Annotated in this window: 22 protein-coding genes; 13 read left to right on the forward strand and 9 right to left on the reverse strand. The window is 56.3% G+C overall.

Annotated elements, in window-relative coordinates:
- Positions 1-97: 97 nt before the first annotated feature.
- From ACEPPP_RS01205 to ACEPPP_RS01225, 5 genes are all read right to left on the reverse strand, one after another.
- The gene (locus ACEPPP_RS01205) at positions 98-742 is read right to left on the reverse strand and encodes a cytochrome c (protein WP_374089237.1); all 645 of its coding nucleotides are present in this window, start codon (positions 740-742) and stop codon (positions 98-100) included.
- A 2-nt stretch (positions 743-744) separates the two neighbouring features.
- Complete coding sequence (locus ACEPPP_RS01210; protein WP_374089238.1) at positions 745-2,367, reverse strand: b(o/a)3-type cytochrome-c oxidase subunit 1; 1,623 nt, start codon at positions 2,365-2,367, stop codon at positions 745-747.
- On the reverse strand, positions 2,360-2,887 hold the full coding sequence (locus ACEPPP_RS01215) for a cytochrome C oxidase subunit II (protein ID WP_374089239.1): 528 nt from the start codon (positions 2,885-2,887) through the stop codon (positions 2,360-2,362). The genes ACEPPP_RS01210 and ACEPPP_RS01215 overlap by 8 nt, the downstream gene beginning before the upstream one ends.
- Before the next feature lie 9 nt (positions 2,888-2,896).
- Positions 2,897-3,049 carry a hypothetical protein gene (locus tag ACEPPP_RS01220; RefSeq protein WP_374089240.1) on the reverse strand — a complete coding sequence of 51 codons (153 nt, stop codon included), beginning with the start codon at positions 3,047-3,049 and terminating at the stop codon, positions 2,897-2,899.
- 234 nt (positions 3,050-3,283) lie between these two features.
- A complete protein-coding gene (locus tag ACEPPP_RS01225; protein ID WP_374089241.1) occupies positions 3,284-4,861 on the reverse strand; it encodes an AAA family ATPase in 1,578 nt (525 codons plus the stop codon).
- Positions 4,862-5,008: 147 nt separating this feature from the next.
- Here ACEPPP_RS01225 and ACEPPP_RS01230 point away from each other — a divergent pair, with 147 nt between their 5' ends.
- Both ACEPPP_RS01230 and ACEPPP_RS01235 read left to right on the forward strand, forming a co-directional pair.
- On the forward strand, positions 5,009-5,530 hold the full coding sequence (locus tag ACEPPP_RS01230; RefSeq protein WP_374089242.1) for an Hsp20/alpha crystallin family protein: 522 nt from the start codon (positions 5,009-5,011) through the stop codon (positions 5,528-5,530).
- A gap of 76 nt (positions 5,531-5,606) precedes the next feature.
- Positions 5,607-6,632 carry a zinc-dependent alcohol dehydrogenase family protein gene (locus tag ACEPPP_RS01235; RefSeq protein ID WP_374089243.1) on the forward strand — a complete coding sequence of 342 codons (1,026 nt, stop codon included), beginning with the start codon at positions 5,607-5,609 and terminating at the stop codon, positions 6,630-6,632.
- Between the two features lie 3 nt (positions 6,633-6,635).
- Here the strand turns inward: ACEPPP_RS01235 and ACEPPP_RS01240 are convergent, their stop codons facing one another.
- On the reverse strand, positions 6,636-8,039 hold the full coding sequence (locus ACEPPP_RS01240; RefSeq protein ID WP_374089244.1) for a TolC family outer membrane protein: 1,404 nt from the start codon (positions 8,037-8,039) through the stop codon (positions 6,636-6,638).
- Positions 8,040-8,130: 91 nt separating this feature from the next.
- Here ACEPPP_RS01240 and ACEPPP_RS01245 point away from each other — a divergent pair, with 91 nt between their 5' ends.
- The gene (locus ACEPPP_RS01245) at positions 8,131-9,375 is read left to right on the forward strand and encodes a hypothetical protein (RefSeq protein WP_374089245.1); all 1,245 of its coding nucleotides are present in this window, start codon (positions 8,131-8,133) and stop codon (positions 9,373-9,375) included.
- Between the two features lie 167 nt (positions 9,376-9,542).
- A complete protein-coding gene (locus ACEPPP_RS01250; RefSeq protein WP_374089246.1) occupies positions 9,543-9,923 on the forward strand; it encodes a hypothetical protein in 381 nt (126 codons plus the stop codon).
- Between the two features lie 339 nt (positions 9,924-10,262).
- Here ACEPPP_RS01250 and ACEPPP_RS01255 read toward each other — a convergent pair whose 3' ends face one another.
- From ACEPPP_RS01255 to ACEPPP_RS01265, 3 genes are all read right to left on the reverse strand, one after another.
- The gene (locus tag ACEPPP_RS01255; protein WP_374089247.1) at positions 10,263-10,862 is read right to left on the reverse strand and encodes an XRE family transcriptional regulator; all 600 of its coding nucleotides are present in this window, start codon (positions 10,860-10,862) and stop codon (positions 10,263-10,265) included.
- A 393-nt stretch (positions 10,863-11,255) separates the two neighbouring features.
- A complete protein-coding gene (locus ACEPPP_RS01260; protein ID WP_374089248.1) occupies positions 11,256-11,696 on the reverse strand; it encodes a VOC family protein in 441 nt (146 codons plus the stop codon).
- 6 nt (positions 11,697-11,702) lie between these two features.
- Positions 11,703-12,290 (reverse strand): DNA-3-methyladenine glycosylase I, encoded by a 588-nt coding sequence (locus ACEPPP_RS01265; RefSeq protein WP_374089249.1) that lies wholly within the window; start codon positions 12,288-12,290, stop codon positions 11,703-11,705.
- Positions 12,291-12,481: 191 nt separating this feature from the next.
- On the opposite strand from ACEPPP_RS01265, the gene ACEPPP_RS01270 reads away from it, so the two are divergent.
- The 9 genes from ACEPPP_RS01270 (at position 12,482) to nuoH (ending at position 23,439) form a co-directional block, all read left to right on the forward strand.
- A complete protein-coding gene (locus ACEPPP_RS01270; protein WP_374089250.1) occupies positions 12,482-14,017 on the forward strand; it encodes a thymidine phosphorylase family protein in 1,536 nt (511 codons plus the stop codon).
- Positions 14,018-14,021: 4 nt separating this feature from the next.
- Positions 14,022-14,915, forward strand: a complete 894-nt coding sequence (locus ACEPPP_RS01275) for a ribose-phosphate diphosphokinase (protein ID WP_374089251.1) — start codon at positions 14,022-14,024, stop codon at positions 14,913-14,915.
- A gap of 200 nt (positions 14,916-15,115) precedes the next feature.
- Complete coding sequence (locus tag ACEPPP_RS01280) at positions 15,116-15,529, forward strand: NADH-quinone oxidoreductase subunit A (RefSeq protein ID WP_374089252.1); 414 nt, start codon at positions 15,116-15,118, stop codon at positions 15,527-15,529.
- 9 nt (positions 15,530-15,538) lie between these two features.
- Complete coding sequence (locus tag ACEPPP_RS01285) at positions 15,539-16,180, forward strand: NADH-quinone oxidoreductase subunit B (RefSeq protein ID WP_374089253.1); 642 nt, start codon at positions 15,539-15,541, stop codon at positions 16,178-16,180.
- A gap of 33 nt (positions 16,181-16,213) precedes the next feature.
- Positions 16,214-17,980: an NADH-quinone oxidoreductase subunit C/D gene (nuoC, locus tag ACEPPP_RS01290; RefSeq protein WP_374089254.1), complete on the forward strand. Its 1,767-nt coding sequence runs from the start codon at positions 16,214-16,216 to the stop codon at positions 17,978-17,980.
- Between the two features lies 1 nt (position 17,981).
- Complete coding sequence (gene nuoE, locus ACEPPP_RS01295; RefSeq protein ID WP_374089255.1) at positions 17,982-18,470, forward strand: NADH-quinone oxidoreductase subunit NuoE; 489 nt, start codon at positions 17,982-17,984, stop codon at positions 18,468-18,470.
- Positions 18,471-18,485: 15 nt separating this feature from the next.
- Complete coding sequence (gene nuoF, locus ACEPPP_RS01300) at positions 18,486-19,778, forward strand: NADH-quinone oxidoreductase subunit NuoF (RefSeq protein WP_374089256.1); 1,293 nt, start codon at positions 18,486-18,488, stop codon at positions 19,776-19,778.
- Positions 19,778-22,483 carry an NADH-quinone oxidoreductase subunit NuoG gene (gene nuoG, locus ACEPPP_RS01305; RefSeq protein ID WP_374089257.1) on the forward strand — a complete coding sequence of 902 codons (2,706 nt, stop codon included), beginning with the start codon at positions 19,778-19,780 and terminating at the stop codon, positions 22,481-22,483. Before nuoF ends, nuoG begins: the two co-directional genes overlap by 1 nt.
- Complete coding sequence (nuoH, locus tag ACEPPP_RS01310) at positions 22,483-23,439, forward strand: NADH-quinone oxidoreductase subunit NuoH (protein ID WP_374089258.1); 957 nt, start codon at positions 22,483-22,485, stop codon at positions 23,437-23,439. Before nuoG ends, nuoH begins: the two co-directional genes overlap by 1 nt.
- The last annotated feature ends 2 nt before the right edge of the window (positions 23,440-23,441 follow it).

A 23,441-nucleotide genomic window follows, 5' to 3' on the forward strand; every position in this document is an offset into this window, starting at 1 on the left:
CTGCACGCGGTCGGTTCGATCGGGCCGAATTTACGGCAGGATGCCCATGCGATGGATGCATCCGAGACGCATCCATCGCACGGGATTTGCGGCAAGGCTATTTCAAACTTTGATAATAAGCGCCCAGTTCTTCGATTTCCTTTTCGGTCAGCGTTTTCGCGATCAGCCGCATTTTGCCGTAAACATCGTTGTGACGGCTGCCGTCCTTGAAGGCATTCAAGGTTGCGCTCAGGTATTCGGCTTTCTGTCCGGCCAGCGCCGGAATGTCCAGTTTCTGGCCTTCGCCGTCGTTGCCGTGGCAGACTTCGCAAGGGACGAGCAGGCGCTCGTTGTCGCCTCGGGTGACCAGGGTTTCGGCCTGTTTGAGGTCCGCCGAGCCGGAGGCCTCGGAAGATGCGGGCTGGGAGGCAAACCAGGCGGCCAGATCGGCCATGTCCTGCTTGCTGAGGCCCTTCGCGATGCCGCTCATGAGCGGATTGTCACGACTGCCGTCCGCATAATCCTGCAATTGCTTGAACAAATACGTCGGCAATTGTCCGGCCAGCGATGGGAAGGCCGGCGTTGCGCTGTCGCCGATGTCGCCGTGGCAGGAAGCGCAGGAGGTGGCCAATGCCTGGCCTTTCTGCGCATTGCCGGCTTTGACGAAATTCAATTGTTCCGCGGTCCAGGCGACCTGGGATGAAGGCGCGGCGCCTGCCAATACCGGCGCCGCCAAAATCAGAGAGAGCAATAGTCTGTTCATACTCAGTATCCCCAAGGGCTGGAACCGTAGGTTTTCATCAAAAAGAACTGCGCGATCGGATAACCGAAGGCGATCAGCATGAACGCGGCGATCACCCAGTTCCACATCGAAAAGCTGTTCAGATAGGCCGGCAGCGCTGTGACCGGATGGATCGGCTCTGCATATTCGACTTCGCCTTCATAGGTCTCGGTCACATGAAACTGGGTCTTCGCGAGGTTGTAGATCAAAAGCCCCGCCGATCCGACCAGGATCAGGCCGCCGAAGATCATCGTGATTTCGTAAGGCTCCCAGGATAAGGTCAGCAAATTGTTGTAATTGACCTTGTCGATCCGCCGCGGCTGGCCGAGCAGGCCGAGGATGTGCCAGGGCGTGGTCAGGATCACCATGCCGATGAACCAGGTCCACAGCTGGATCAACGCCAGATTGTTCGAAAACAACGGCTTGCCGGTCAACACCGGCCAGAAATAGTAGGCGATGCCGAAATACATGATGATCGTGGTGCCGCCGAAGATCAGGTGGAAGTGGCCCGAAACCCAGGCGGTGTTATGGATCATTGCATTCATCGCATAACTGGCGTTGATCAGTCCGCCGAAGCCGCCGAAGATCAGCATCAAAAGGCTAAGGATGATCGCCAGCACCAAGTGATTGGTCCACGGCAGCGAGCCGATCCAGCCGAACAGGCCTTTGCCGCCGTTCAAACGGCCGGCGATTTCGAGCGATGCGATCACCGTGAAGCCGGTAATGAAGGTCGGCAAAGTCACCACGAAGGTGCCGACCGCATGCAAGAGTTTCCAGCCGCTGGCTTGTTCCGGGTCCATGTACAAATGGTGAAAGCCGATCGGCAGACTGAACACGACCAGCAGGATGAATGCCGCGCGCGCCATCTCGTCGCTGAACACGTAGCCACCCGCCTGTTTCGGCACCAGGCAGTAAAACGCGGTATAGGCCGGAATCAGCCAAAAATACACGATCGGATGCAAAGTCCAGGCGAACAGGGTGCGCGCGAGTCCCGCATCGATCGTATCGACCCAGCCGAGCGCCCATGGGATCAGCTGGAACAACACTTCGGCCGCGACGCCGGCGCTGGTCCAGAGCCACAAAATCGCATTCGCGGCGGTCGCGAACATCGCGAGCGGCACCGGCTGATCCGGATTGGCTTTTTTCCACTGCATGTACATCACAATCATCGACACGCACCAGAACCAGGAGCCGACGACCAATAATGTCGCGCCGATATAGAACAGCACATGCGCCTGCATCGGCGGATAGAACGTGAACAGCACCGAGGCGGCGCCGCTCAACAAGGGCAGGGCGGCCAACACGACGCCGGTCAATGAGACCCAGAATCCGGCCCAGGCGAAGGTCTTGTTCCAGACCGGCAGTTTCAGCGTGGTCGTCGCGACATAATAGCCGAAGCCCATGATGAAAAAGGTGGTCAGCACGAACGCCATCAACACCCCGTGCGTACTGGTCGAGGCGTAATAGACTTCGCGCGATTGTATCCAGCCGATGAAGCCCGAGCGCTCGATCACCTGATAGATGCCCATCAGGCAGGCCAGCGCGAAAGCGCCGAAGGCGACCCAGAAATGGGTCAGTGCCAGTTTTTTTTCAATTGCATTATTCATGGCTCGCGTCTCCTTGAGGATGTTTGAGCGCATCCCACTGCGCCTTGCTGATCACCTTGATATTGTTCCACATGTGCGCATGGCCCATGCCGCAATATTCGTTACAAAGCAAGGGATAGGCGCCCGGATGATGCAGCACGGTCTTGACCTCGGCGACATAGCCAGGCACGATCATCGTGCTCATGTTCGTCATCGGGATGTGTACGCCGTGAATCACATCCTGGCTGACCAGCCGAAACGTCAACGGCGTCTCGGTCGGCAGCACGATGTCTTGCGGGTAAAAACCGTAACGGCCCGCGACGATCCGTACCGTGATATTGCCGTTGGCGCCTTCCTCGATGCCGAGCTTGTCCTCGGCAAACTCAGCACTCAAATGCAGGGAAGCCGAGTCGATCGTTTCGACATGACTCGGCGCATGGATGCCGTGAAAAAGTGCCGACGCCAGAATCACCGTCACAAAGAGCCCTGCAATACCGAGCGCGATTGCCGCCCATTTTTTTTCCAGTGGATCTATATGCATGTCGCCTCCTCAACCTATCGGGCCGCGCGGCAGAAATACGCCGTAATACATGAACAGCCAGGCCAGCGCCATCGCGCCGCCGACGGTCAGCATCAAGGCCCAGGTGCCGACCGGTGAACTGGCCAGAATTTTTTGTCGCTCTTCTTCGCTTAACTTGCTCATAAGCTGCTGCCTCAAGAGGGTTGGAAAGAGATAAACCGACCGAAATGCTCGGATTTTCAATACGCTTCGTAATGCTTTTATCTTACACGGAACCTGCTGACACCAATAGCTTTTGTCAGATTTTGAGCGTATTAAATTCCGCTGAATTTTATTGAACTATGTTAAATGAATGATCTGGCTATGTTTTTTTATTGTTAAATGCCAGGAAATAAACCATATCCCAATCCTTGCAAGCTAGGTCAGCTGAGAAAATGTCCAGGCGATGGCCTGTTCGTTGTCGAAGTCGATCGTTGACGTCAGTGCCTGCTCTTCAGGGTGCAAGGGTTCAGCGTTTTGCTGCTGCCGCTGCAAAACGGCCAGCGTCGCTTCGGAAGCATCCTGATGTTGTCGCTGCAAAATACGCTGAATCAATACCGAATCGGGCACCTGAAAATCCAGGATCCGAAACGGAACGCCGCACTCGCTTGCCAATTGCCAAAATTGCTTCCGCTGTGCGGTTTTCAAAAAAGTCGCATCGACGATCACCGTAAAGCCGGCTTCGAGCACGGTTTTGGCCTCGGCGGCGAGCCGGTCGTAGGTGAGTTGCGTCGCCTCCTCGCTGTAGATGCCGCCGCCGGTCGTGCTGCCGGTGTTTTGCTCGGCGCTGAAACCATAGAGGCGCTTGCGTTCGATGTCCGAGCGCAGCTGCACCGCGCCGATCCGTTCGGCAAGCCGGACGGCGTGATAAGACTTGCCTGAACCTGAAAAGCCGTGCGTGATCAACAGCATCGGTTTGGAAGGCTGGGTAAAGCGTTCGGCCAGATTGGCATAGACACGGTATTCGGCGAGATTTTGCTCTAAAAGCGCCGGATCGTGCTGTTGCTCGGAACGCAATAAACTGACCTTGGCCAGCACCAAGGCGCGGTAGACCAGATAGTAGCGCAGCAGCGCCACGCCCTGATAATCGCCGGTACGTTGCAGGTACCGGTTCAGAAAACGGTAGGCGAGGGCGTCCAGATTGAAGTGCAGCAAGTCGATGATCAGGAAAGCCACTTCGCTGACCACGTCGATCCAGCGCAGCATCGGATTGAATTCGATGCAGTCGAAGAGGATGATTTGACCGTCGATCGAGGTCATGTTGCCAAGGTGCATGTCGCCATGGCATTCCCGCACGAAGCCTGCGCGTTTGCGGTCTTCCATCAGGCCGGCTTTCAATAGCCACTCCACCTGTCCCCCGTCTTCGATTGCTTGCAGTTGTTTCAGTTGCCTATCATCCTTCAACCTGGGCCGCAGATGCGCAAAGTTTTCCTCAAACCAGTGTTTGATGTCCGCGCTGCCGCCATAGTGCGAAGCGGCTTCGGCCTTCGCGATATGCGCATGAAAATCGGCGAGCAGATCGGTAATCTGATCGATTTCCGTCCGATCGACTTGCCCGCATTTGACCCGGTCCTTCAAGGTCAATCCGGTCGGAAATTGCCGCATCTTGACCGCGTATTCGATCGCCTCGCCGTCTCCCTCGATATGGGGTTGTTCAAGCGAGCCGGTAATTGCTACGACGCCCAAATACCAGTCCTCGGCCAGCCGCCGGTTCAGGCGCAGCTCTTCCTGGCAGTATTGGCGGCGCAGTTCCAGCGTCGAAAAGTCCAGAAAGCCGAAGTTGACCGGTTTTTTGATTTTATACGCAAAGTCGCCTGTCAGCAGCACCCAGGAAATGTGCGTTTCGATCAAGCGCACGGCGGTAACCGGATGCGGATAGGCCTGCGGCGACAGCAAATGCTGAATCAGCGTTGATCCGGGATTCGGCGGTGTCGGCTCGGTTTTTGTCAAGGTCATTTAGGTATTTTTACGAATAGGATTGTGCGGCGGAATAGGCTACTTTACCGTTAGAAAAAATAGGCTGTCCATTGGTTTTTGACCAACCGCCGGATCGTCTTTTTTCGAACGTGTTGATCTATTGTCTTATCACATCAGGTAACGGATATGAAAGAAGAAAAAGAAAACAAAGAAAATAAAGCCAGCAAAGACATCATCAGCAAGGCATCCGATAGTGAAAGCGCGCGCGGCTTGATGCCTTTTGACGATCTGGACCGCTGGTTCGACGACATGCTGTCGCGGCGCTGGCTGCATCCTTTCGATCTCAAATTTCCGAGATTTCCGGCAATGCAGTTTCCTGCGGGCATCGAGATGCCGAAGGTCGACATCATCGAGACCGATGACGAACTCAAAGTCCATGCGGCGCTGCCCGGCGTCAAAAAAGAGGATCTCGACGTGACGCTGAGCAATCAGACGATCACGATCAAGGCGTCCTCCAAGAAGGAAGAAAAAAAGGAGAGCGGCGAATATTACCGGCGCGAGATCAGCCGCGGCGAATTCCAAAGAACCCTGACGCTGCCGGCGCAGGTCGATTCGGATAAGGCGAAGGCTTCGTTCAAGGACGGCATTCTCGAAATCGCGCTGCCCAAGCTGGAAAAGACCAAGCGGAAGAGTATCGAGATCAAATAATCGTGCGGGTTGGGCGCGGTTCAATCGCTGACCTCTGCCGGCGATTGAAATTGCCCTCCGTCTGGCATAAGCGATCATGAAAGCGATGGTCTTAACCCATCTTAGCAAGCTGGCTGGCAATCCGCGTCCGCTCACGTTGGTCGAGATGCCGGATCCGGTGCCTGACGATCACGGCGTGTTGATTCAAGTCTCGGTCTGCGGTGTATGTCATACCGAGCTCGATGAAATCGAAGGACGAACGCCGCCGCCACGTTTGCCGGTGATTCCGGGGCATCAAGTGGTCGGGCGGGTCGTTGCAATCGGCGATCGAGTCACTTCGGTCGCGCTCGGCGACAGAGTAGGGGTGGCATGGATTTTTTCGGCCTGCGGCAAATGCAAGTTTTGTCGTGCGGGCAATGAGAATCTGTGTACCGATTTCATCGCCACCGGGCGGGATGCCAACGGCGGCTATGCCGAACTGATGACCGTACCCGAGCACTTCGTTTATCCGATACCTTCGGCGTTCAGCGATGCGGAAGCCGCGCCCTTGCTATGCGCCGGCGCCATCGGTTACCGCTCATTGCGCTTGACCCAGATTCGGGACGGCGCGCGCCTCGGCCTGACCGGATTCGGCGCCTCCGGCCATCTGGTGCTGAAGATGGCGCGTCACCAATATCCCAACAGCGAAGTCTATGTGTTTGCCCGTAGCGCCGAAGAGCGGCGTTTTGCGCTCGAACTGGGCGCGGCATGGGCCGGGGAGAGCGATCAACTCGCGCCGCACAAGCTGGATGCGATCATCGACACCACACCGGCCTGGGCGCCGATCGTGCATGCCTTGGCGAATCTCGAAGCCGGCGGAAGGCTGGTCATCAACGCGATTCGGAAGGAGGACGACAAGCACAAATTGCTGGAACTGGATTATCCAAAGCACTTGTGGCTTGAAAAAGAAATCAAAAGCGTCGCCAACATCACCCGCCGCGATGTGAGCGAGTTTCTGGAGCTCGCGGCGGCCATGCGGATGCAGCCGGAAGTTCAGCGCTATCCGTTGAGCGATGCGAACCGGGCGCTGGTCGACTTGAAGGCCGGCAACATTCGCGGCGCGAAGGTCTTGCAGATTGCCTGATGATTACGGTGCGGGCTTTTGCTCCGGCGGCTGGCCGGGCTGCAACAAACGGCTGATTTGAACCAGATCTTCACGGGTCAAATTGCTGGCCAATTGTTTCAATCGGATACTGTTGATCAAATAATCATAACGCGCCCTGGAATAATCCCGTTTGGATCGGTACAGATTTCTTTGCTCGCTCAGCACCTCGACCATCGTGCGCGTGCCGACTTCAAGGCCTGCCTGGGACGCTTCCAGCGAGGCTTCCGATGAGGCGACCGCAGTTTTGAGGGCCTCCACACGGCTGATATTGCTCACCACGCCGCGATAGGCGTCCTTGACCTGCCGGGTGATCGAGCGTTTGATCGCATTCAGGTTTTCCTTGGCGGCATCGTATTCATATTGCGCCTGCCGCGTCCGTGAATTGACCGCGCCGCCCTCGAACAGAGGCACGTTCAAGCGCATGCCGACACTCTCATTTTCCCCGCGAAAACCAAACGAACTGTTCACGTCCGACTTCTCGTAAGAGGCAACAATATCCAATTGCGGCAAGTGGTCGCTGCGTTGAATCTCGATCGCCTTGCGCGCCGCTTCGGTCTGATTGTAAGCGGCGATCACGCCGAGATTGCTCGCTTCCGCGCTATCGCTCCATTGGTTGATATCGGCTGGCTCGGGCTTTTTCAGCGGCAATTCCTCGCCCAGAAGGTCGAGCACGACATCGTGGTCGCCGATGATCTCCTTCAAAGCTTCATTCTTGTTGTCGAGCTGGTTTGCCGCTTCGATTTCATTCGCATAGGCTTGATCGAATGCCGCCTGCGCCTCATTCACATCGGTAATCGGAATGATGCCGACCTCGAAGCGTTGTTTTGCTTGTTCGAGTTGCCTAGCGATCGCTTCTTTTTCGGCCATCGTAAATTCCAGATTATCCCGGGCCGACAAGATGTCGAAATAAGCTGTCGTCGTTTTCAGCAACAGGTTCTGGATTTCGGCTGCCAAATTGGCTTCGGCCTGTGCAATCACATTTTCGGATTGACTTAATTGCACCCAGTGATCCCAATGGAATACGGGCTGGGTAAAATTCAAATCGAAGGTATGGCTCCAGAAATCCTGGTCGACCAGATTGCCCGCTAAATTGAAGGCGGGAATGCCGATATTGCCGGAGGGGATGACAATCGCTTTTGCCTTTTGATTGTGCAGAAATTCCTTTTTCGAAGTCGCTGTTGCCGTGACGACCGGAAGAAAACGGGCCAGACTCTGGTCTTTCGATTCACCGCGGGCCAACCTTTCGGCTTCCACCTTTTTCAGATTGGGATCGTTCTGCAGTGCAAGATCAACAATTTCGGAGAGGTTCTGAGCCTGGAGAGGGGGGATGGCGAATAAGAAGACAACAATCAATCCTGTTAATCGATTAGCGAAGTGCCTGATCATAATCCTGTATAACTCAAAAGTTGAGTTCCGTATCAATTTTAAGGGCTAAATGATAGTATTTCTGCATCCCTTATCGCCACCACTATAACCGATGAAACGATTATTGAACATCCTCATTTTACCTTGCAGCGCAATTTTACTGAGCGGTTGCGCCGCCAGCCTGGGGAAGGGCATGGTCGAGGCTTTTCTGGAAAAACAGGAGTCAGTCGATACCCGTGCCTGCGAAATCTGGGGCAAGCCGTTTGCAGGTCTTGCGCCGCATCTCGACAATACCCATGGAAAAATGAAAGTGCTGATGGTGCATGGCGTCGGCGACCATCTGCCGGGTTATGCAACGCAATTTCTGGAAAAGCTCGCGCAAAAGCTCGACCTGACCGCCCAGTCCGCGCATCCGAAAAACATCACGCTGACCAGCCGGACCGATGCCAGCAAAAATCTCGGCAATTTGCGCATCCACCGTTTGCTCAGTAAGGATAGAAAAAATGAGTTACTGTTTTATGAATTGACCTGGTCGAAGATCACCGCGCCGCAAAAAGAAGTGCTGGCATACGACAATTCCGGAGAATATTCGTTTCGACGCGCGGAAGTCAACGATCTGTTGAAGAAATTTTCGAACGACACCGGCCCCGATCCAATCATTTACCTTGGCGAAAGCAGGGAAGACATTCTGGTGTCTTTCGCCCAGGCTTTCTGTTGGATGGCTCGCGATGGCTGGAGCAGCTTGCCGGACGATGTTCAGCAGTCCTGCTCGTTTAAAGATACCGCACTGGCCCAGAATGTCCGTAACGATGAATACGCGGTCATCTCGCATAGCCTCGGCAGCCGCATCACCATCGACGGCATGCAGCGCATCGCGTCATTGATCAATGAGCGCGATGTAGGTTTCCGTGAAGCCTTGAAAAACAAGGAGATTCCGATCTACATGATGTCCAATCAATTGCCGATGCTGCAATTGGGACGAAAATTGCCGGACGTCGCGAATCAAAAACACGCGTATTGCGATGCCACGGGAGACAAATATCAGGAGCGCCTGCTGTCCAAAACGCCGATCATCGCGTTCAGCGACCCGAACGATTTGTTGAGTTATGCGATCCCGCACGGTTTTGTCGAAAAATACCTGGATTCGCGGCTTTGCATCGACGTAACCAACATCAACATCAATGTCGCCACTATTATGGATGCCTTCGGACTCGGCAAATTCGCCAACCCCTTGGATGCGCATGTCGGATACGATACCGACGACCGCGTGATTGCGTTGATCGCGAAAGGTATCGGCAACCAAAAAACCGACAAGCTGGTCAAGGAGCGCTGTCGGTGGACTGAAATGGTGGATTGATTAGAATCTCGCCGTTCCTGCGTCTTTGCGTTGGAACGGCAGCAAAGAGGGCGTCGGGATATTTCGCATACTACTTAATTTAACATAATATACATTATGCGAAGTCTTTAAGTTAATCATAGCCAAAGCGGGTTCAGCTATCGTAAAGCTTTTTGAGGCATTGAAACATGGCGAAAAAGAAATCGAGCTTTTATCAGACCCGGTTCCATATCGCGGGCCTGAACGAAGATCGAGCGGCCGAATTGATCGGCGTGCCCGTCGAAGAGATTCGGCAATGGGACAAGGAAGGCGCGCCGGCGATGGCCGAGAAGCTTTTGCTCTTGTGGGATCGTAAACACGTAGGCCACGAAGACTGGGACGATTGGCTATTCAGTCGCGGCGTTTTACGGTTCAAGAATCGACGTTGGACGCCGAAAAGGATTTTAGAGCTAACAGGAACTTTACGCACTCCAGAACGAACTGGAGAGGATCAAAACGTGGCGCGAGTTATCCACAATTTTTGTGGAAAAGCTTGTGGACGCCCTGCCGAAAATCGGCTGTTTTTCTAGGTTCCCGCCAAAATGATCAGTTTTTAGTCAAATTTATTTTTCTCTTTAAATATCAAAATCTTATCAGAGCCCTCACCTTCGGCTTGGCCGCTGACTTTTAATGTAGAGTGACGTTTTCTTCGAAAACGTCACTTTTCTTTTATAGATCATGAGCTTAAGTCTACTTTTGACCCTCTTTAAATTGTCACTATGACACAAGAGTCCACTGGTTATAATGTGGACTCTCCACATCGAGATCATGCCGACCGGCAAGACGAAAAAAGAAAAGCAAAATGCCCCAGGCCGGCTCACATCCGAAGCGTTTTTTATCGGTGTTCGGCCGGACAGACGCTCAAAACATCAAGCGGCTTCAAGAGTTATATGAACGCGACGGCCTAGGGCAGCTGCAATGTTGAAAAGCGCGTCGAGAGAGAATTTAGACAGCTTGCCATTGAGCAGGTCGTTCATTCTCGGTTGGGTGATTCCGCAATGCTGGGCGGCTTCGGTTTGTGTCCAGGCGTTGGCTTGAATGATGTCAGTAATCTGCTGCATCAGCTCGGCACGAGCCTGGAGACTGGCGGATTGCGCCGGCGTGTCGGCGATAGCGTCAAAGACGCTGACAAAGGTTTGGTTGGTCATTGTGGCCCTCATAAGGTCGATGTATCGTTTGGCGGCAAGGTCAATGTCACGCTTGGCGGTCGTCTGGGTCTTTTTCTGGAAAGTATGAAGGACATAGACGGATTCGGGCCGGCGGGCGTAATAGATGACGCGGAAAGCGCCGGATTCATCGACGATACGAAGCTCTTCGACGCCCTGCCCTATGACCGGCATCGGCTTGAAGTCGTCGGGCTGTCGACCGCGCTGGAGTTTATCGAGTTGAAAGCCGGCATCCTGACGAACGTCAGCCGGAAAGTCACGTAATCGAGCCAGGGAGTCGCCAAGGAAGGTTATCTGTTTCATGGGTTAAATTATATCAGTTTTGATATAATTTACAAAATATATTTTGGCATGGGTTTTGCGGTGGAGAAAAAAATAGATTTGACTTTTTTAAATGTAAATATGGCTAATTTTATTATTGGCACGGGGTTTGCTAAATGATACGTTTTCCCTTTTTAAAATATTCATGCCGGCGGCAAAGCCGCGCACCGCAAGCTAAGCGCGGCTATTTGCCGCCGGCACCTAAAGGGACAAGTTGCGATGCAGTTGCAACCAAAGCATTTTGAGGGATTTGAGGTTCTGGTTTAGGTTTGGGTTCGCCGTACTTTCGGCAATCGCGACGGATGACCAAATCGGCGGAATCGACAGAAGCGGAGCACTCACCCAATAAATGAGCAATCAATGCCCACTTGCCTATCACCAACTTCCGCTATTCGCCATCGAAAGCCAAGGCTCCTGCGGTGGCAGTGGGCCGTCTTTTTGTAACAATTCGATCGAAATCTGGTCCGGCGAACGAGTGAACGCCATGTGGCCGTCGCGCGGCGGCCGGTTGATCAAGATGCCGGCATCCATCAGCTTTTGGCAGGTTGCGTAAATGTTGTCGACTTCAAACGCCAAATGGCCGAAGTTGCGTCCGCCGGTATAGTCTTCCGGGTCCCAATTGAAGGTCAGTTCGATTTCCGGGGACTGCATTTCTTTGGATTGTTTGGCGTCTTTGGGCGCGTGCAGGTAAACCAGCGTAAAGCGGCCGGCCTCGTGATCCAGCCTTCTGCCTTCGATCAGCCCCAGTTTATTGCAGAAAAAATCGAGCGATTCTTCCAGATCGCGAACTCGAATCATCGTGTGTAAAAAACGCATGGTGACTTACTCCTCCTCTAGCGATGGATATTGATTGATGATTTCGGCATGCCGGAAACAATCGACCGTGTGATCGTTGACCATGCCGGTCGCCTGCATGTGGGCATAACAGATCGTACTGCCGACAAACTTGAAGCCGCGCTTTTTCAGGTCGCGGCTGAGGATTTCGGACACCCGCGTCGAGACCGGCATTTGCTCAAGCGACCGCCAGTGATTCACTACCGGAGCGCCGTCGACAAAACGCCAGATATAGGCGTCGAAGCTGCCGAAGACTTCCTGCACGGCCAGAAAAGCCTTGGCATTGGCCACGGCGGCCTGAACTTTCAACCGGTTGCGGATGATGCCAGGATTTTGCAGCAGTTCTACAATTTTCCGCTCGTCGTAGCGAGCCACGCTTTCGGGATCGAAATGATCGAACGCCTTCCGATAATTTTCGCGCTTGCTTAAAACCGTCGACCAGCTCAGCCCTGCCTGCGCACCTTCCAATACCAGAAACTCAAACAACAGCCGATCGTCATGCACCGGCACGCCCCATTCGGCGTCGTGATAGTTTTCCATTTGCGGGCTGCTCAGCGCCCAACTGCATTTGCTCATAAATATCGATGTGTTCTCTGTTTTCCGTAAACTCTCATCCGGCGCGGATTTGCAGCTCCCTGCCCTCGGCGCCATTGAGTCTACCGGCCAATAGTTTACTATGCCATTCCATGGCTTGCCTGTAAAGCCGGCTAGTTGACAATAGGCCGGATTAATCGCATGATCGGCAAACGCTAACAATAACAACTGCCATGAGTACCGACACCCTGCAACTTCGCCGAACCGCGATCGATACCTATCATGAAAACGTCGCCTATATGCACCGCGAATGCGGCATTTACCGCGCGGAGGGTTTTCAGGCGCTGTCGAAGATTCAGGTCAGTTTGGATGACACCAAGGTATTGGCGGTGCTGAACGTGGTCGATGATGCGTCGATCGTGCAGCCCGGAGAGCTCGGCTTGTCGGAACAGGCTTTCGAACAATTCAGCTGCGAAGAAGGCTGCCTGGTCACGATCAATCATGCCGAACCGCCCAAATCGATGGATGCTGTGCGCCGCAAGATCAACGGAGAGAGGCTCGATCAGGCCGATTTCAATAGCATATGCAATGACATCGTCGAAAGCCGCTATTCGAAAATGGAAATTGCCGCTTTTCTGGTCGCGACCGGACAGAATAGCCTGGATCGCGACGAGCTGCTCTATTTGACCCGCGCAATGCTTCAATCCGGAGACCGGATCGACTGGGATGAGCCCTTGGTGGCCGACAAGCATTGCATCGGCGGTATTCCCGGCAACCGGACCTCGATGCTGGTCGTGCCGATCGTCGCCGCGCATGGCATGCTGATACCGAAAACATCGAGCCGGGCGATCACCTCGCCGGCCGGCACCTCCGATACGATGGAAATGTTATGCGAAGTCAATCTGAATCCCGAGCAACTGCATGACATCGTGCGCCGCGAACGCGGTTGTCTGGCCTGGGGCGGCACGGCCCGGCTCGCGCCGGTCGATGACATGCTGATCGCGGTTGAGCGTCCGTTAAGCATCGATTCGCAGAGTCAATTGGTTGCGTCGATCTTGTCCAAAAAGCTGGCTGCCGGCTCGACGCATCTTTTGATCGATATACCTGTCGGTCCTTCCGCGAAAGTGAGGCAAATGCGGCAGGCGCTCGCATTGCGCAAGCTGTTCGAATTCGTCGGCGACCGGCTCAACCTGCACCTGGAAGTGATGATCACCGACGGACGCCAGCCGATCGGGCGCGGCATCGGTCCGGCGCTGGAGGCGCGCGATGTGATGCTGGTGCTGCAAAACGATCCTGGCGCACCAGAGGATTTGCGCCAAAAATCCTTGCACTTGGCCGGCCGCATCATCGAATTCGACCCCGACGTGCGCGGCGGTCAGGGCTATGCGATTGCACGCGATATTCTCGAATCGGGCCGGGCCTGTGCGAAAATGAACGAGATTATCCAGGCTCAGGGTTCGAAACCGATCGATTTAACGCCGGGCTCGCTTTGTCATGAGGTGGTTGCGCAAAACGACGGCATCGTGACCGAAATCGACAATCTGCAGATGGCCAAAATCGCCCGGATGGCCGGCGCGCCGATGATGAAACGGGCCGGCGTCGATCTGCTCAAAAAATTGGGCAACCCGGTCAAAAAAGGCGATGTGTTGTACCGCATTCATGCCGAGTTTCCGGCCGATTTCACCTTTGCTAAGGATCTGGCCGCCCAAAACCACGGCTACACCTTGGGCGATAGTGTCGACTTACTCAAGCCGCTGATGGCCTTTTAGAGCGATGCTGATTCTGGCCTTTTCAGACTATCTGCGGCAGGCGCGCCGCCTGGCGACCCGCCTCGGCCTGCCGTTGGCCGAAGTCGATGTGCATCATTTTCCGGACGGCGAAAGTTTCATCGCCCTGCCCCCCGCTTTGCCCGAACATGTGCTGATTTGCCGCAGCCTGAACCAGCCGAACGACAAGCTGATCGAATTGTTGCTATCTGCCAGAACCGCAAGAGAACTTGGCGCAAAGCGCTTGACGCTGATCGCGCCCTATCTGTGCTACATGCGCCAGGACTTTGCGAACCGGCCGGGTGTCGCGGTCAGCCAACGTCACATCGGCCGGTTGATGGCCGACTTGTTCGACGCTGTGATCACGGTCGACCCGCACCTGCACCGGATCGACCGGCTGCAACAGGCGATCCCGCTCGAGCATGCAATTAGCCTGAATGCCACGGCCGCGATCGCGGATTTTCTCAAACAGCAGCTCGATACCGCGCTGTTGCTGGGGCCCGATAGCGAATCGAGGCAATGGGTGGCGACGCTTGCTAAGATGACCGGTTTTTCATTTCAGGTCGCGGAAAAAGTCAGGCTCGGCGACACTGAGGTCACGCTGACGCTGCCGGATGCCGATTACCGCCACCAACCGGTCGTGATCGTCGACGACATGGCCAGCACCGGACGCACGCTGGCCAAGGCCGCCGAATTGTTAAAGGCCAAAGGCGCGGATGAGATTCATGCGGTCGTGACTCATGCGCTGTTTTGCGCGGATGCCGAGCGCGTGATTCAAGAGGCCGGCATCCAGGCGCTCTGGAGCACCGACAGCATCGACCATGCGACCTCCTGCATCCGGCTCGATGCCTTGTTGGCCGATGCGGTCAAGGCGATGCTGACCGGGCATGGCGTGGGATGAATTCAAAAGTACAAAAATCTGCGAACGATTGCCGAATTGTTTTGTCACAACAAGCGAATAAAACGATTGGGGCATGGGTGTTTTAAGCCCCACATAGAGACTGTCTGAATTATCTCTGATCGAAAGCCGAATTGATTCGAATTTCGTGGACTTAAAATCGGCCGGTCTCCTTCTCATTCACGGTAAGATGAGGGTTCTGAATGAATGCCGAAGTCAGTCCTGCCGCCAATCTTCTCCCGCTGATCATTTATTTCGGGGCGATACTCTTGATTACTGCCGCGATGCTGGGCGGCGCTTATCTTCTCGGACAAAGACACCGCGCGCAGGCTGCCGACGAGCCTTTCGAATCCGGCATCGTCCCAACAGGCGATGTGCATATTCGTTTTTCGGTGCACTTCTTTCTGATGGCAATTTTTTTTGTGATCTTCGATATGGAGACCGTCTTTCTGTTTGCCTGGTCCGTGGCGGTGAAGCAGGCAGGCTGGATGGGCTTTTTCGAAGCATCGATGTTTATCGGCATCCTGATCGCGACACTGATTTACCTCGCCGCGATCGGCGCGCTCGACTGGCGGACCCGCCGGCAACGCCGCGATGCTCCCGTCAACAGGCCCTAGGGGATATGCATGCATTGGACTCTGACCCGCGCCAACGACGATCCTGCCCCGCAACCGGGGGCGCACGCCAATGAAGACGTCCTGCGCCAGAACTTCCTGCTCGCCAAGCTCGAAGACATGGTCGCCTGGGGCCAGGCCAATTCGGTCTGGCCGTTTAATTTCGGGCTTTCCTGCTGTTATGTCGAAATGGCGACCGCCTTCACCAGCCGTCACGACATTGCCCGCTTCGGCTCCGAAGTGATCCGCGCTTCACCCCGCCAGGCCGATTTGATCGTGATCTCGGGCACCGTTTTCCGCAAAATGGCGCCGGTCGTCAAACGCCTGTATGACCAGATGCTGGAGCCGCGCTGGGTGATTTCGATGGGCTCCTGCGCGAACTCCGGCGGCATGTACGATATCTACAGCGTCGTGCAGGGCGTGGACAAATTTCTGCCGGTCGATGTGTATGTGCCGGGCTGCCCGCCCCGCCCCGAGGCGCTGCTGCAGGGACTGATGCTGCTGCAACAGGCGATAGGTCAGGAAAGGCGCCCTCTGAGCTGGACCGTCGGCGACCAAGCCGTCGTCAAACCGGCCGAAAAACCGAGCTATCGCGACCTTCTGACCGAGGACAGGATGCGCACTCGGGAGTTAAGAAGCCCCGACGAGCTCTAGCCGGCCGAAATCAACGACGCCTTGGGGATAACAGTGATCGCTAATCCAGGCCCAATTGACCATCCTCAGGACATTGCGCAGGAACTTGCCGAGCGCTTGCGTATCGCCGACCTAATTGTTCAACCGACCGCCGACGGCATTACGACCCTGTGGATTCCCCGGCTGCAACTGCGCGCCGTTCTCGACTATTTAAAGCGCCACCCCTCCCCTTATCAGATGCTGTTCGACCTGACCGCCGTCGACGAGCGCCAGCGTGTTCACCGCCACGGACTGCCGGAGAGCGACTTCACGGTCATCTATCATCTGCTGTCATTTACCCGCAACGAGGACATCCGCCTGAAAGTCGCCCTCAGCGAGGATGACCTGGCCCTGCCGACGGTCTGCGGCCTCTGGCCTTCGGCGAACTGGTACGAACGCGAGGTCTGGGACCTGTTCGGCATCGTCTTCGAAGGCCATCCGCATCTTCGCCGCATCATCATGCCGCCGACCTGGGAGGGCCATCCGTTGCGCAAGGATCATTACGCCCGCGCGACCGAAAGGGAACCTTTCGGCCTTCCCGATGAACGCCAGGACATCGAGCAAAACGCCTTGCGTTTCGTTCCCGAGGACTGGGGCATGAGCCGGCGCAGCGAAGACACCGACTTCATGTTCCTGAACATGGGCCCGAATCATCCGAGCGTTCACGGCGCTTTCCGCATCGCCCTGCAACTGGACGGCGAAGAAATCGTCAACGCGTTGCCGGACATCGGCTATCATCACCGCGGCGCCGAAAAAATGAGTGAACGCCAGTCCTGGCATACCTATATCCCTTACACGGACCGGATCGATTACCTGGGCGGCTCGATGAACAACCTGCCCTACGTGCTGGCCGTCGAGAAACTGGCCGGCATCAAAGTCCCGGAGCGGGCCGAGGTGATTCGGGTCATGATCGCCGAACTGTACCGGCTGGCCAGCCATCTTTTGTTCTACGGCACCTTTGCCCAGGACATCGGCCAGATGTCGCCGATTTTTTACATGTTTATCGACCGCGAAAAGGTCTTCGATATTGTCGAATCGATCAGCGGCGCGAGGATGCATTCCAGCTATTTTAGGATCGGCGGTGTCGCGATGGATTTGCCCAAGGGATGGGATAGACGGATTCGTGAGTTTGTCGATTATCTGCCGGGTCGGCTGGACGATTACGACAAACTGGTCATGCAGAACAGCACGATCAAACGCCGGACGCAGGGCGTCGGCGCTTATTCGACCGAGGAAGCGATAGCCTGGAGCGCGACCGGCGCGGGACTGCGCGCGACCGGCCTGGCTTGGGATTACCGGAAGGCCCGGCCGTACTCGGGCTACCAACACTACGAATTCGAAATACCGACCGCGGAGCATGGCGACTGCTACGACCGCTGCGCGGTGCGGGTCGAGGAGATGCGCCAGAGCGTCAGGATTATCAGGCAATGCCTGGACAACATGCCCGAAGGCCCCTATAAGGCCGATCACCCGCTGACCACGCCGCCGCCGAAGACGCGCACACTGCACGATATCGAAACGCTGATTCAACACTTTCTGAACGTGAGCTGGGGGCCTGTCGTACCGGCCGGAGAGGCCTGCGTGACCGTCGAGGCGACCAAGGGCTTGAACGCCTATTACCTGACCAGCGACGGCGGCGGCATGTCCTACCGCACCCGCATCCGAACGCCTTCTTTCGCGCATTTGCAAATGATACCGATGCTGTGCCGGGGCATGATGGTCGCCGACCTGATCGCGATACTGGCCAGCATCGATTTTGTGATGGCTGACGTGGACCGCTGACATGCAGGAATCAACAAACCAACCGTTTGCAGGGTTAAGTGCCGCCGAAATCGACGAGATTCACCGCGAAATGAGCCACTATGAAGACAAGTCTGCCGTTTCGATCGAGGCGCTGAAGATCGTTCAAAAACACCGCGGCTGGGTTTCCGACGAGTGCCTGGTCGCCGTCTCCGCACTGCTGGATGCTTCACCGGCAGAACTGGAAGGCGTCGCGACCTTTTACAACCTGATCTATCGCCAGCCCGTCGGCAGGACCGTGATCCATCTCTGCAACAGCGTGACCTGCTGGATGCTGGGCGCCGAACAGGTGCGCGAACGTCTGTGCCGGCATTTGAACGTCGAACTCGGCGAAATGTCACACGATGGCGAGTACACGATTTTACCGATCGTCTGTCTCGGCGCCTGCGATCACGCACCGGTGGCGATGGTCGGCGATCAGCTGATAGTGGATCTCGCCGAACATGCGGTGCAGCAGATTTTCGGGGAATAAAGCGCGATGGATAGAATGGACAGACCCTTAACTCAAAACATCAAAGCGGATCGCCCTTTCGCCACGCTCTCGGATTATCTGAAAACCGGCGGCTACCAGGGACTCGCCCATGCGATCAATAATCTACAGCCGAAAGAAGTCCAGCAATGGGTCAGGGACGCAGGACTCAGAGGCCGGGGCGGCGCAGGCTTCAACACCGGCCTGAAATGGAGCCTCGTTCCGATGCCGGAGCCGAACGACGCTGACAGAAACCCGACCCACTATCTGGTCGTCAACGGCGATGAAATGGAACCCGGGACGTTCAAGGACAGGCTCCTACTCGAAAAAGACCCGCATCAATTGCTCGAAGGCATCGCGATCGCCGCCTACGCGATTCAGGCGCAAACCGCCTATATCTTTCTGCGCGGCGAATACCACCTGGCGGCCGAAAGACTGACCCACGCCCTAGAGGAAGCCCGCACCCAGGGCTATGTCGGCGAGCATTTACTCCATTCCGATTTCAGTCTGCAGATTCATCTGCACACCAGCGCCGGCCGCTACATCTGTGGCGAGGAGTCGGCGCTCTTGAATGCCTTGGAAGGCAAACGCGCCACTCCGCGCCCCAAACCGCCCTTCGCTGTGGTCAGCGGCCTGTGGGGCAAGCCGACGGTGGTCAACAATGTCGAAACCTTGTGCAACGTGCCGCATATTCTGCATTACGGCGTCGAATGGTATCGCAGCCTCGGACGCGGCGAGGACAAGGGAACCAAACTGTTCGGCGCGAGCGGGCGGGTCAAGCGTCCGGGCCTCTGGGAGTTGCCGATGGGCACGCCGATCCGCGAAATACTGGAAGACCATGCCGGCGGCATGCAGGATGGCTATAAGATGCGCGGCTTTCTGCCCGGAGGCGCCTCGACCGATTTCCTGCTGCCCGAACATCTCGACGTGCCGATGGAGTACGATGCGGTTGCGAAGGCCGGAAGCCGCATGGGCACCGGCACGATCATCGTGCTCGATGACCAGACCTGCCCGGTGCAAATGGTGCTGAATCTTGAACAATTCTTTGCGCAGGAATCGTGCGGCTGGTGCACGCCGTGCCGGGACGGCTTGCCGTGGACGGTCACCCTGTTGAAAGACATCATAGAGGGACGCGGACGGCTCGAAGATCTCGATACGCTAGCCGGCTTAACGCGGATGCTGGGGCCCGGCAATACTTTTTGCGCCTTGGCTCCGGGCGCTATGGAGCCTTTGCAAAGCGCACTGAAATATTTCCGCGCGGATTTTGAGCGCTACATTTGCTGCGGCAATACGATCCTGGAGTCCGGCTGATGGCCCGCATCGAAATCGACGGTAGCACTTACGACGTTCAGGACGGCGACAATCTGCTCGCAGCCTGTTTGTCTTTGGGACTCGATCTGCCTTATTTTTGCTGGCATCCGGCGCTGGGATCGGCCGGCGCCTGCCGGCAGTGCGCGGTGATTCAGTATAAGGATGCGGAGGATCAGCGCGGACGCCTGGTGATGGCGTGCATGACGCCGGTCGCCGATGCGATGCGTATTTCTATAGATTCCGAGCAGGCCCGGCAATTCCGCAGCGACAACCTCGAACTCCTGATGACCCATCATCCGCACGACTGTCCGGTATGCGAGGAAGGCGGCGAATGTCATCTGCAGGATATGACGGTGATGACAGGTCACACCGTACGCCGCTACCGAGGCCGAAAGCGCACCCATCATAACCAGGATCTCGGCCCGTTTATCAATCACGAAATGAACCGCTGCATCGCCTGCTACCGCTGCGTCCGTTTCTATAACGACTATGCCGGCGGCGATGACCTCCAGGTCCTGGGTATCCATAACAACGTGTATTTCGGCCGCTTCGAAGACGGTGCGCTGGACAGCGAATTTAGCGGCAATCTGGTCGAAGTCTGTCCTACCGGCGTCTTTACCGACAAAACCTTCAGCGCGCATTACGCGCGCAAATGGGATTTACAGACCGCGCCTTCGGTCTGCGTGCATTGCAGCCTGGGCTGCAACACCGCGCCGGGGGAGCGCTACGGCGAATTGCGGCGGATCGTCAACCGCTATCACGGCGAGGTGAACGGCTATTTTCTCTGTGACCGCGGTCGCTTCGGCTACGGCTTCGTGAACAGTGCCCTCCGCCTTCGTGCTCCACGGATTGCGGATCAAACCGCCGCCATTTCCGAAGCCGCGACAACGCATTTTCGAACGCTGCTGAAATCACCCAAGGGAGTGATCGGCATCGGATCGCCGCGCGCTTCCCTGGAAGCGAATTTCGCGCTGCGCTCCCTGGTCGGCGAGGACAATTTCTATCTGGGGTTTGACGACACCGAGCACACGCTGCTCGATACAATTCTGAATATCATGATTCACGGCGGCATCCATACCCCTTCCCTACACGAAACCGAACAGGCCGATGCGGTATTGATTTTGGGAGAAGACGTCACGCACAGCGCGCCGCGTCTCGCTCTATCACTGCGGCAGGCGGTACGCAACGCCACATTCGAACGAGCCCGCCAATTGAAAATCCCTCACTGGCTGGATGCCGCCGTCCGGCAGTTGCAGGATCAGGCGCGAAGCCCGCTTTTCATCGCGAGCCTCTGCGCCACGCGTCTCGATGATGTCGCCACTTCTACCTTTCACGGCAGTCCGGATGCGATCGCCCGCTTTGGCTTCGCGATCGCCCATTACCTAGATCAGGAATCCCCCCTTCCCCACGACCTTGGCGATGCGGAACGGGCGCAGGCTTCCACGATAGCCGCCCAATTAATGCAGGCAAAACGGCCTCTGCTTGTCACTGGAACGAGCTTGGCGAGCCAGGCGGTCATTCAGGCGGCGTACAATATCGCGAGGGCGCTGCCGGCTCGGGACAAAGGCTTGGTCTTTACGCTGCCCGAAGCGAACAGCTTGGGCTTGGCGATGATCGGCGGCAAACGACTGCATGAGGTTTTCGCGCGCGTGCACGACGGTTCGGCCGATACGGTGGTGATTCTCGAGAACGACCTGTATCGGCGCGCGCCGATGCCGCAACTGGATTCGTTCTTTAGCGCCGCTAGCCATGTCGTGGCGATCGACAGTTTTGCTAACGACACGGCCACCAAAGTCGAATTGTTGTTGCCCGCCGCAACATTTGCCGAATCCGAAGGCACCGTCGTCAGCAATGAAGGACGGGCTCAGCGATATTTTCCGGTTTACCCGGCGGAAGGACCGGTACAGGCCAGTTGGCAATGGCTTATCCAGGCGATCGAGAACCCTCAGTGGCGCCATTTTCAGGATCTGGCTTTGGCCTGCGCGGCATCAATTCCGGGTCTTGCCTGGTTAGACCGCCTCGCGCCGCTTCGAAATGCCCAGCCCATCGGCGCTAAAATCCCGCGGCAACCGCACCGCTACAGCGGGCGCACCGCGATGCATGCCGACATCAAGGTCAGCGAACCCGGCCAGCCGCAGGACACCGAAACGGCGTTCGCTTTTTCGATGGAAGGCGACACAGTCCATGTTCAGCCGTCTGTATTGCCGGTGATCTGGGCGCCGGGCTGGAATTCCAATCAGTCGGTCAATAAGTTCCAGGATCAAATCGGCGGACATCTGCGTGGCGGCGATGCCGGCATCCGCTTGATTGAAGCCTCGGGAACGCTGCCCTGGTTTAAGGAAATTCCATCGCCCCCAAAACAGGAACCCGGGCTTTGGCGGGTCGTCCTTTTGCCGAACATTTTTGGCAGCGAAGAGCTCAGCCTGCATTCGCAGCCGATCGTTGAACGGCTTCCCGCATTTTGCGTTTTAATCAATCGCGAGGATGCCCAAACTTTGGGCGTATGCGGCGGCGATCCAGTCGAGATCAACGATCCCAAGGGATTGCCTTTAGTGATAAGTCCTGTGCGCATTGAGGCTACATTGTCTCCCGGCTTTCTCGGCGTCACGGCCGGTCTGCCGCAATGTCTCCCCTTAAAAAACGGCGCCCGGGTTGTGCTGAAAAAAGTGGGGGCCGAACAATCGCCCGATACGGAGATTCGCTGATGAACGCTGAACTCGGTCAAGCAAGCGATATCGTCGGCATTCTGGCCTCGGTGATTTTTGTCGCGGCGATGCTGATCTGGGTGGAGCGGCGTCTACTCGCGATCTGGCAGGATAGGCTCGGGCCGAATCGGGTCGGACCCTTGGGGCTGATGCAGGTGGCCGCGGACATGATCAAGATGTTTTTTAAGGAGGACTGGATTCCGCCTTTTGCGGACAAAGGGGTGTTTGTGCTCGCGCCCACCATCGTGTTCATCACCATGCTGCTCGGATTCGCGGTGATTCCTTTCACACCCGGCATCGGCATCATCGACTTCAATTTTGGGCTGCTTTATTTCCTGGCGCTGTCTTCTTTGTCCGTGTACAGCGTCGTGCTGGCCGGCTACGCTTCCAACAATAAATACTCGCTGCTCGGCGGCCTGCGCGCCGCGGCGCAGACGGTCAGCTACGAAGTCTTCATGGGCATTTCGATCATGGGCGTCGTGATGCAGTCCGGTACGTTCAATTTGCGGGAAATCGTCGAGGCCCAGCGCGGATGCTGGTTTGTCGTACCGCAATTTTTCGGCTTCATCATCTTCCTGATTGCGGTGATCGCCGAGAGCCGACGCGCGCCTCTCGACTTGCCCGAAGCCGAACAGGAACTGGTGGCGGGTTTTCATACCGAATACTCCGGCATGAAATTCGGGATGTTTTTTGTCGGCGAGTATGTAGCGATCATCTTGAGTTCGGCGATCATCGCCACGCTTTTTTTCGGCGGCTGGCTGGGGCCATGGCTGCCGCCTTTAGTCTGGTTTTGTCTGAAAACCGGCATCGGCGTGGTGTTTTTTATTCTGATTCGCGGCGCGCTGCCGCGCCCGCGCTACGATCAGCTGATGGCCTTCGGCTGGAAAATCCTGTTGCCGGCGGGGCTCTTGAACCTGGTTGCGACCGGCGCGGTGGTGCTGGCGTCGTCGGGATAACA

Origin of the sequence: Methylomicrobium lacus (genome assembly GCF_041897535.1) — a bacterium.
GTDB classification, from domain to species: domain Bacteria; phylum Pseudomonadota; class Gammaproteobacteria; order Methylococcales; family Methylomonadaceae; genus Methylomicrobium; species Methylomicrobium lacus_A.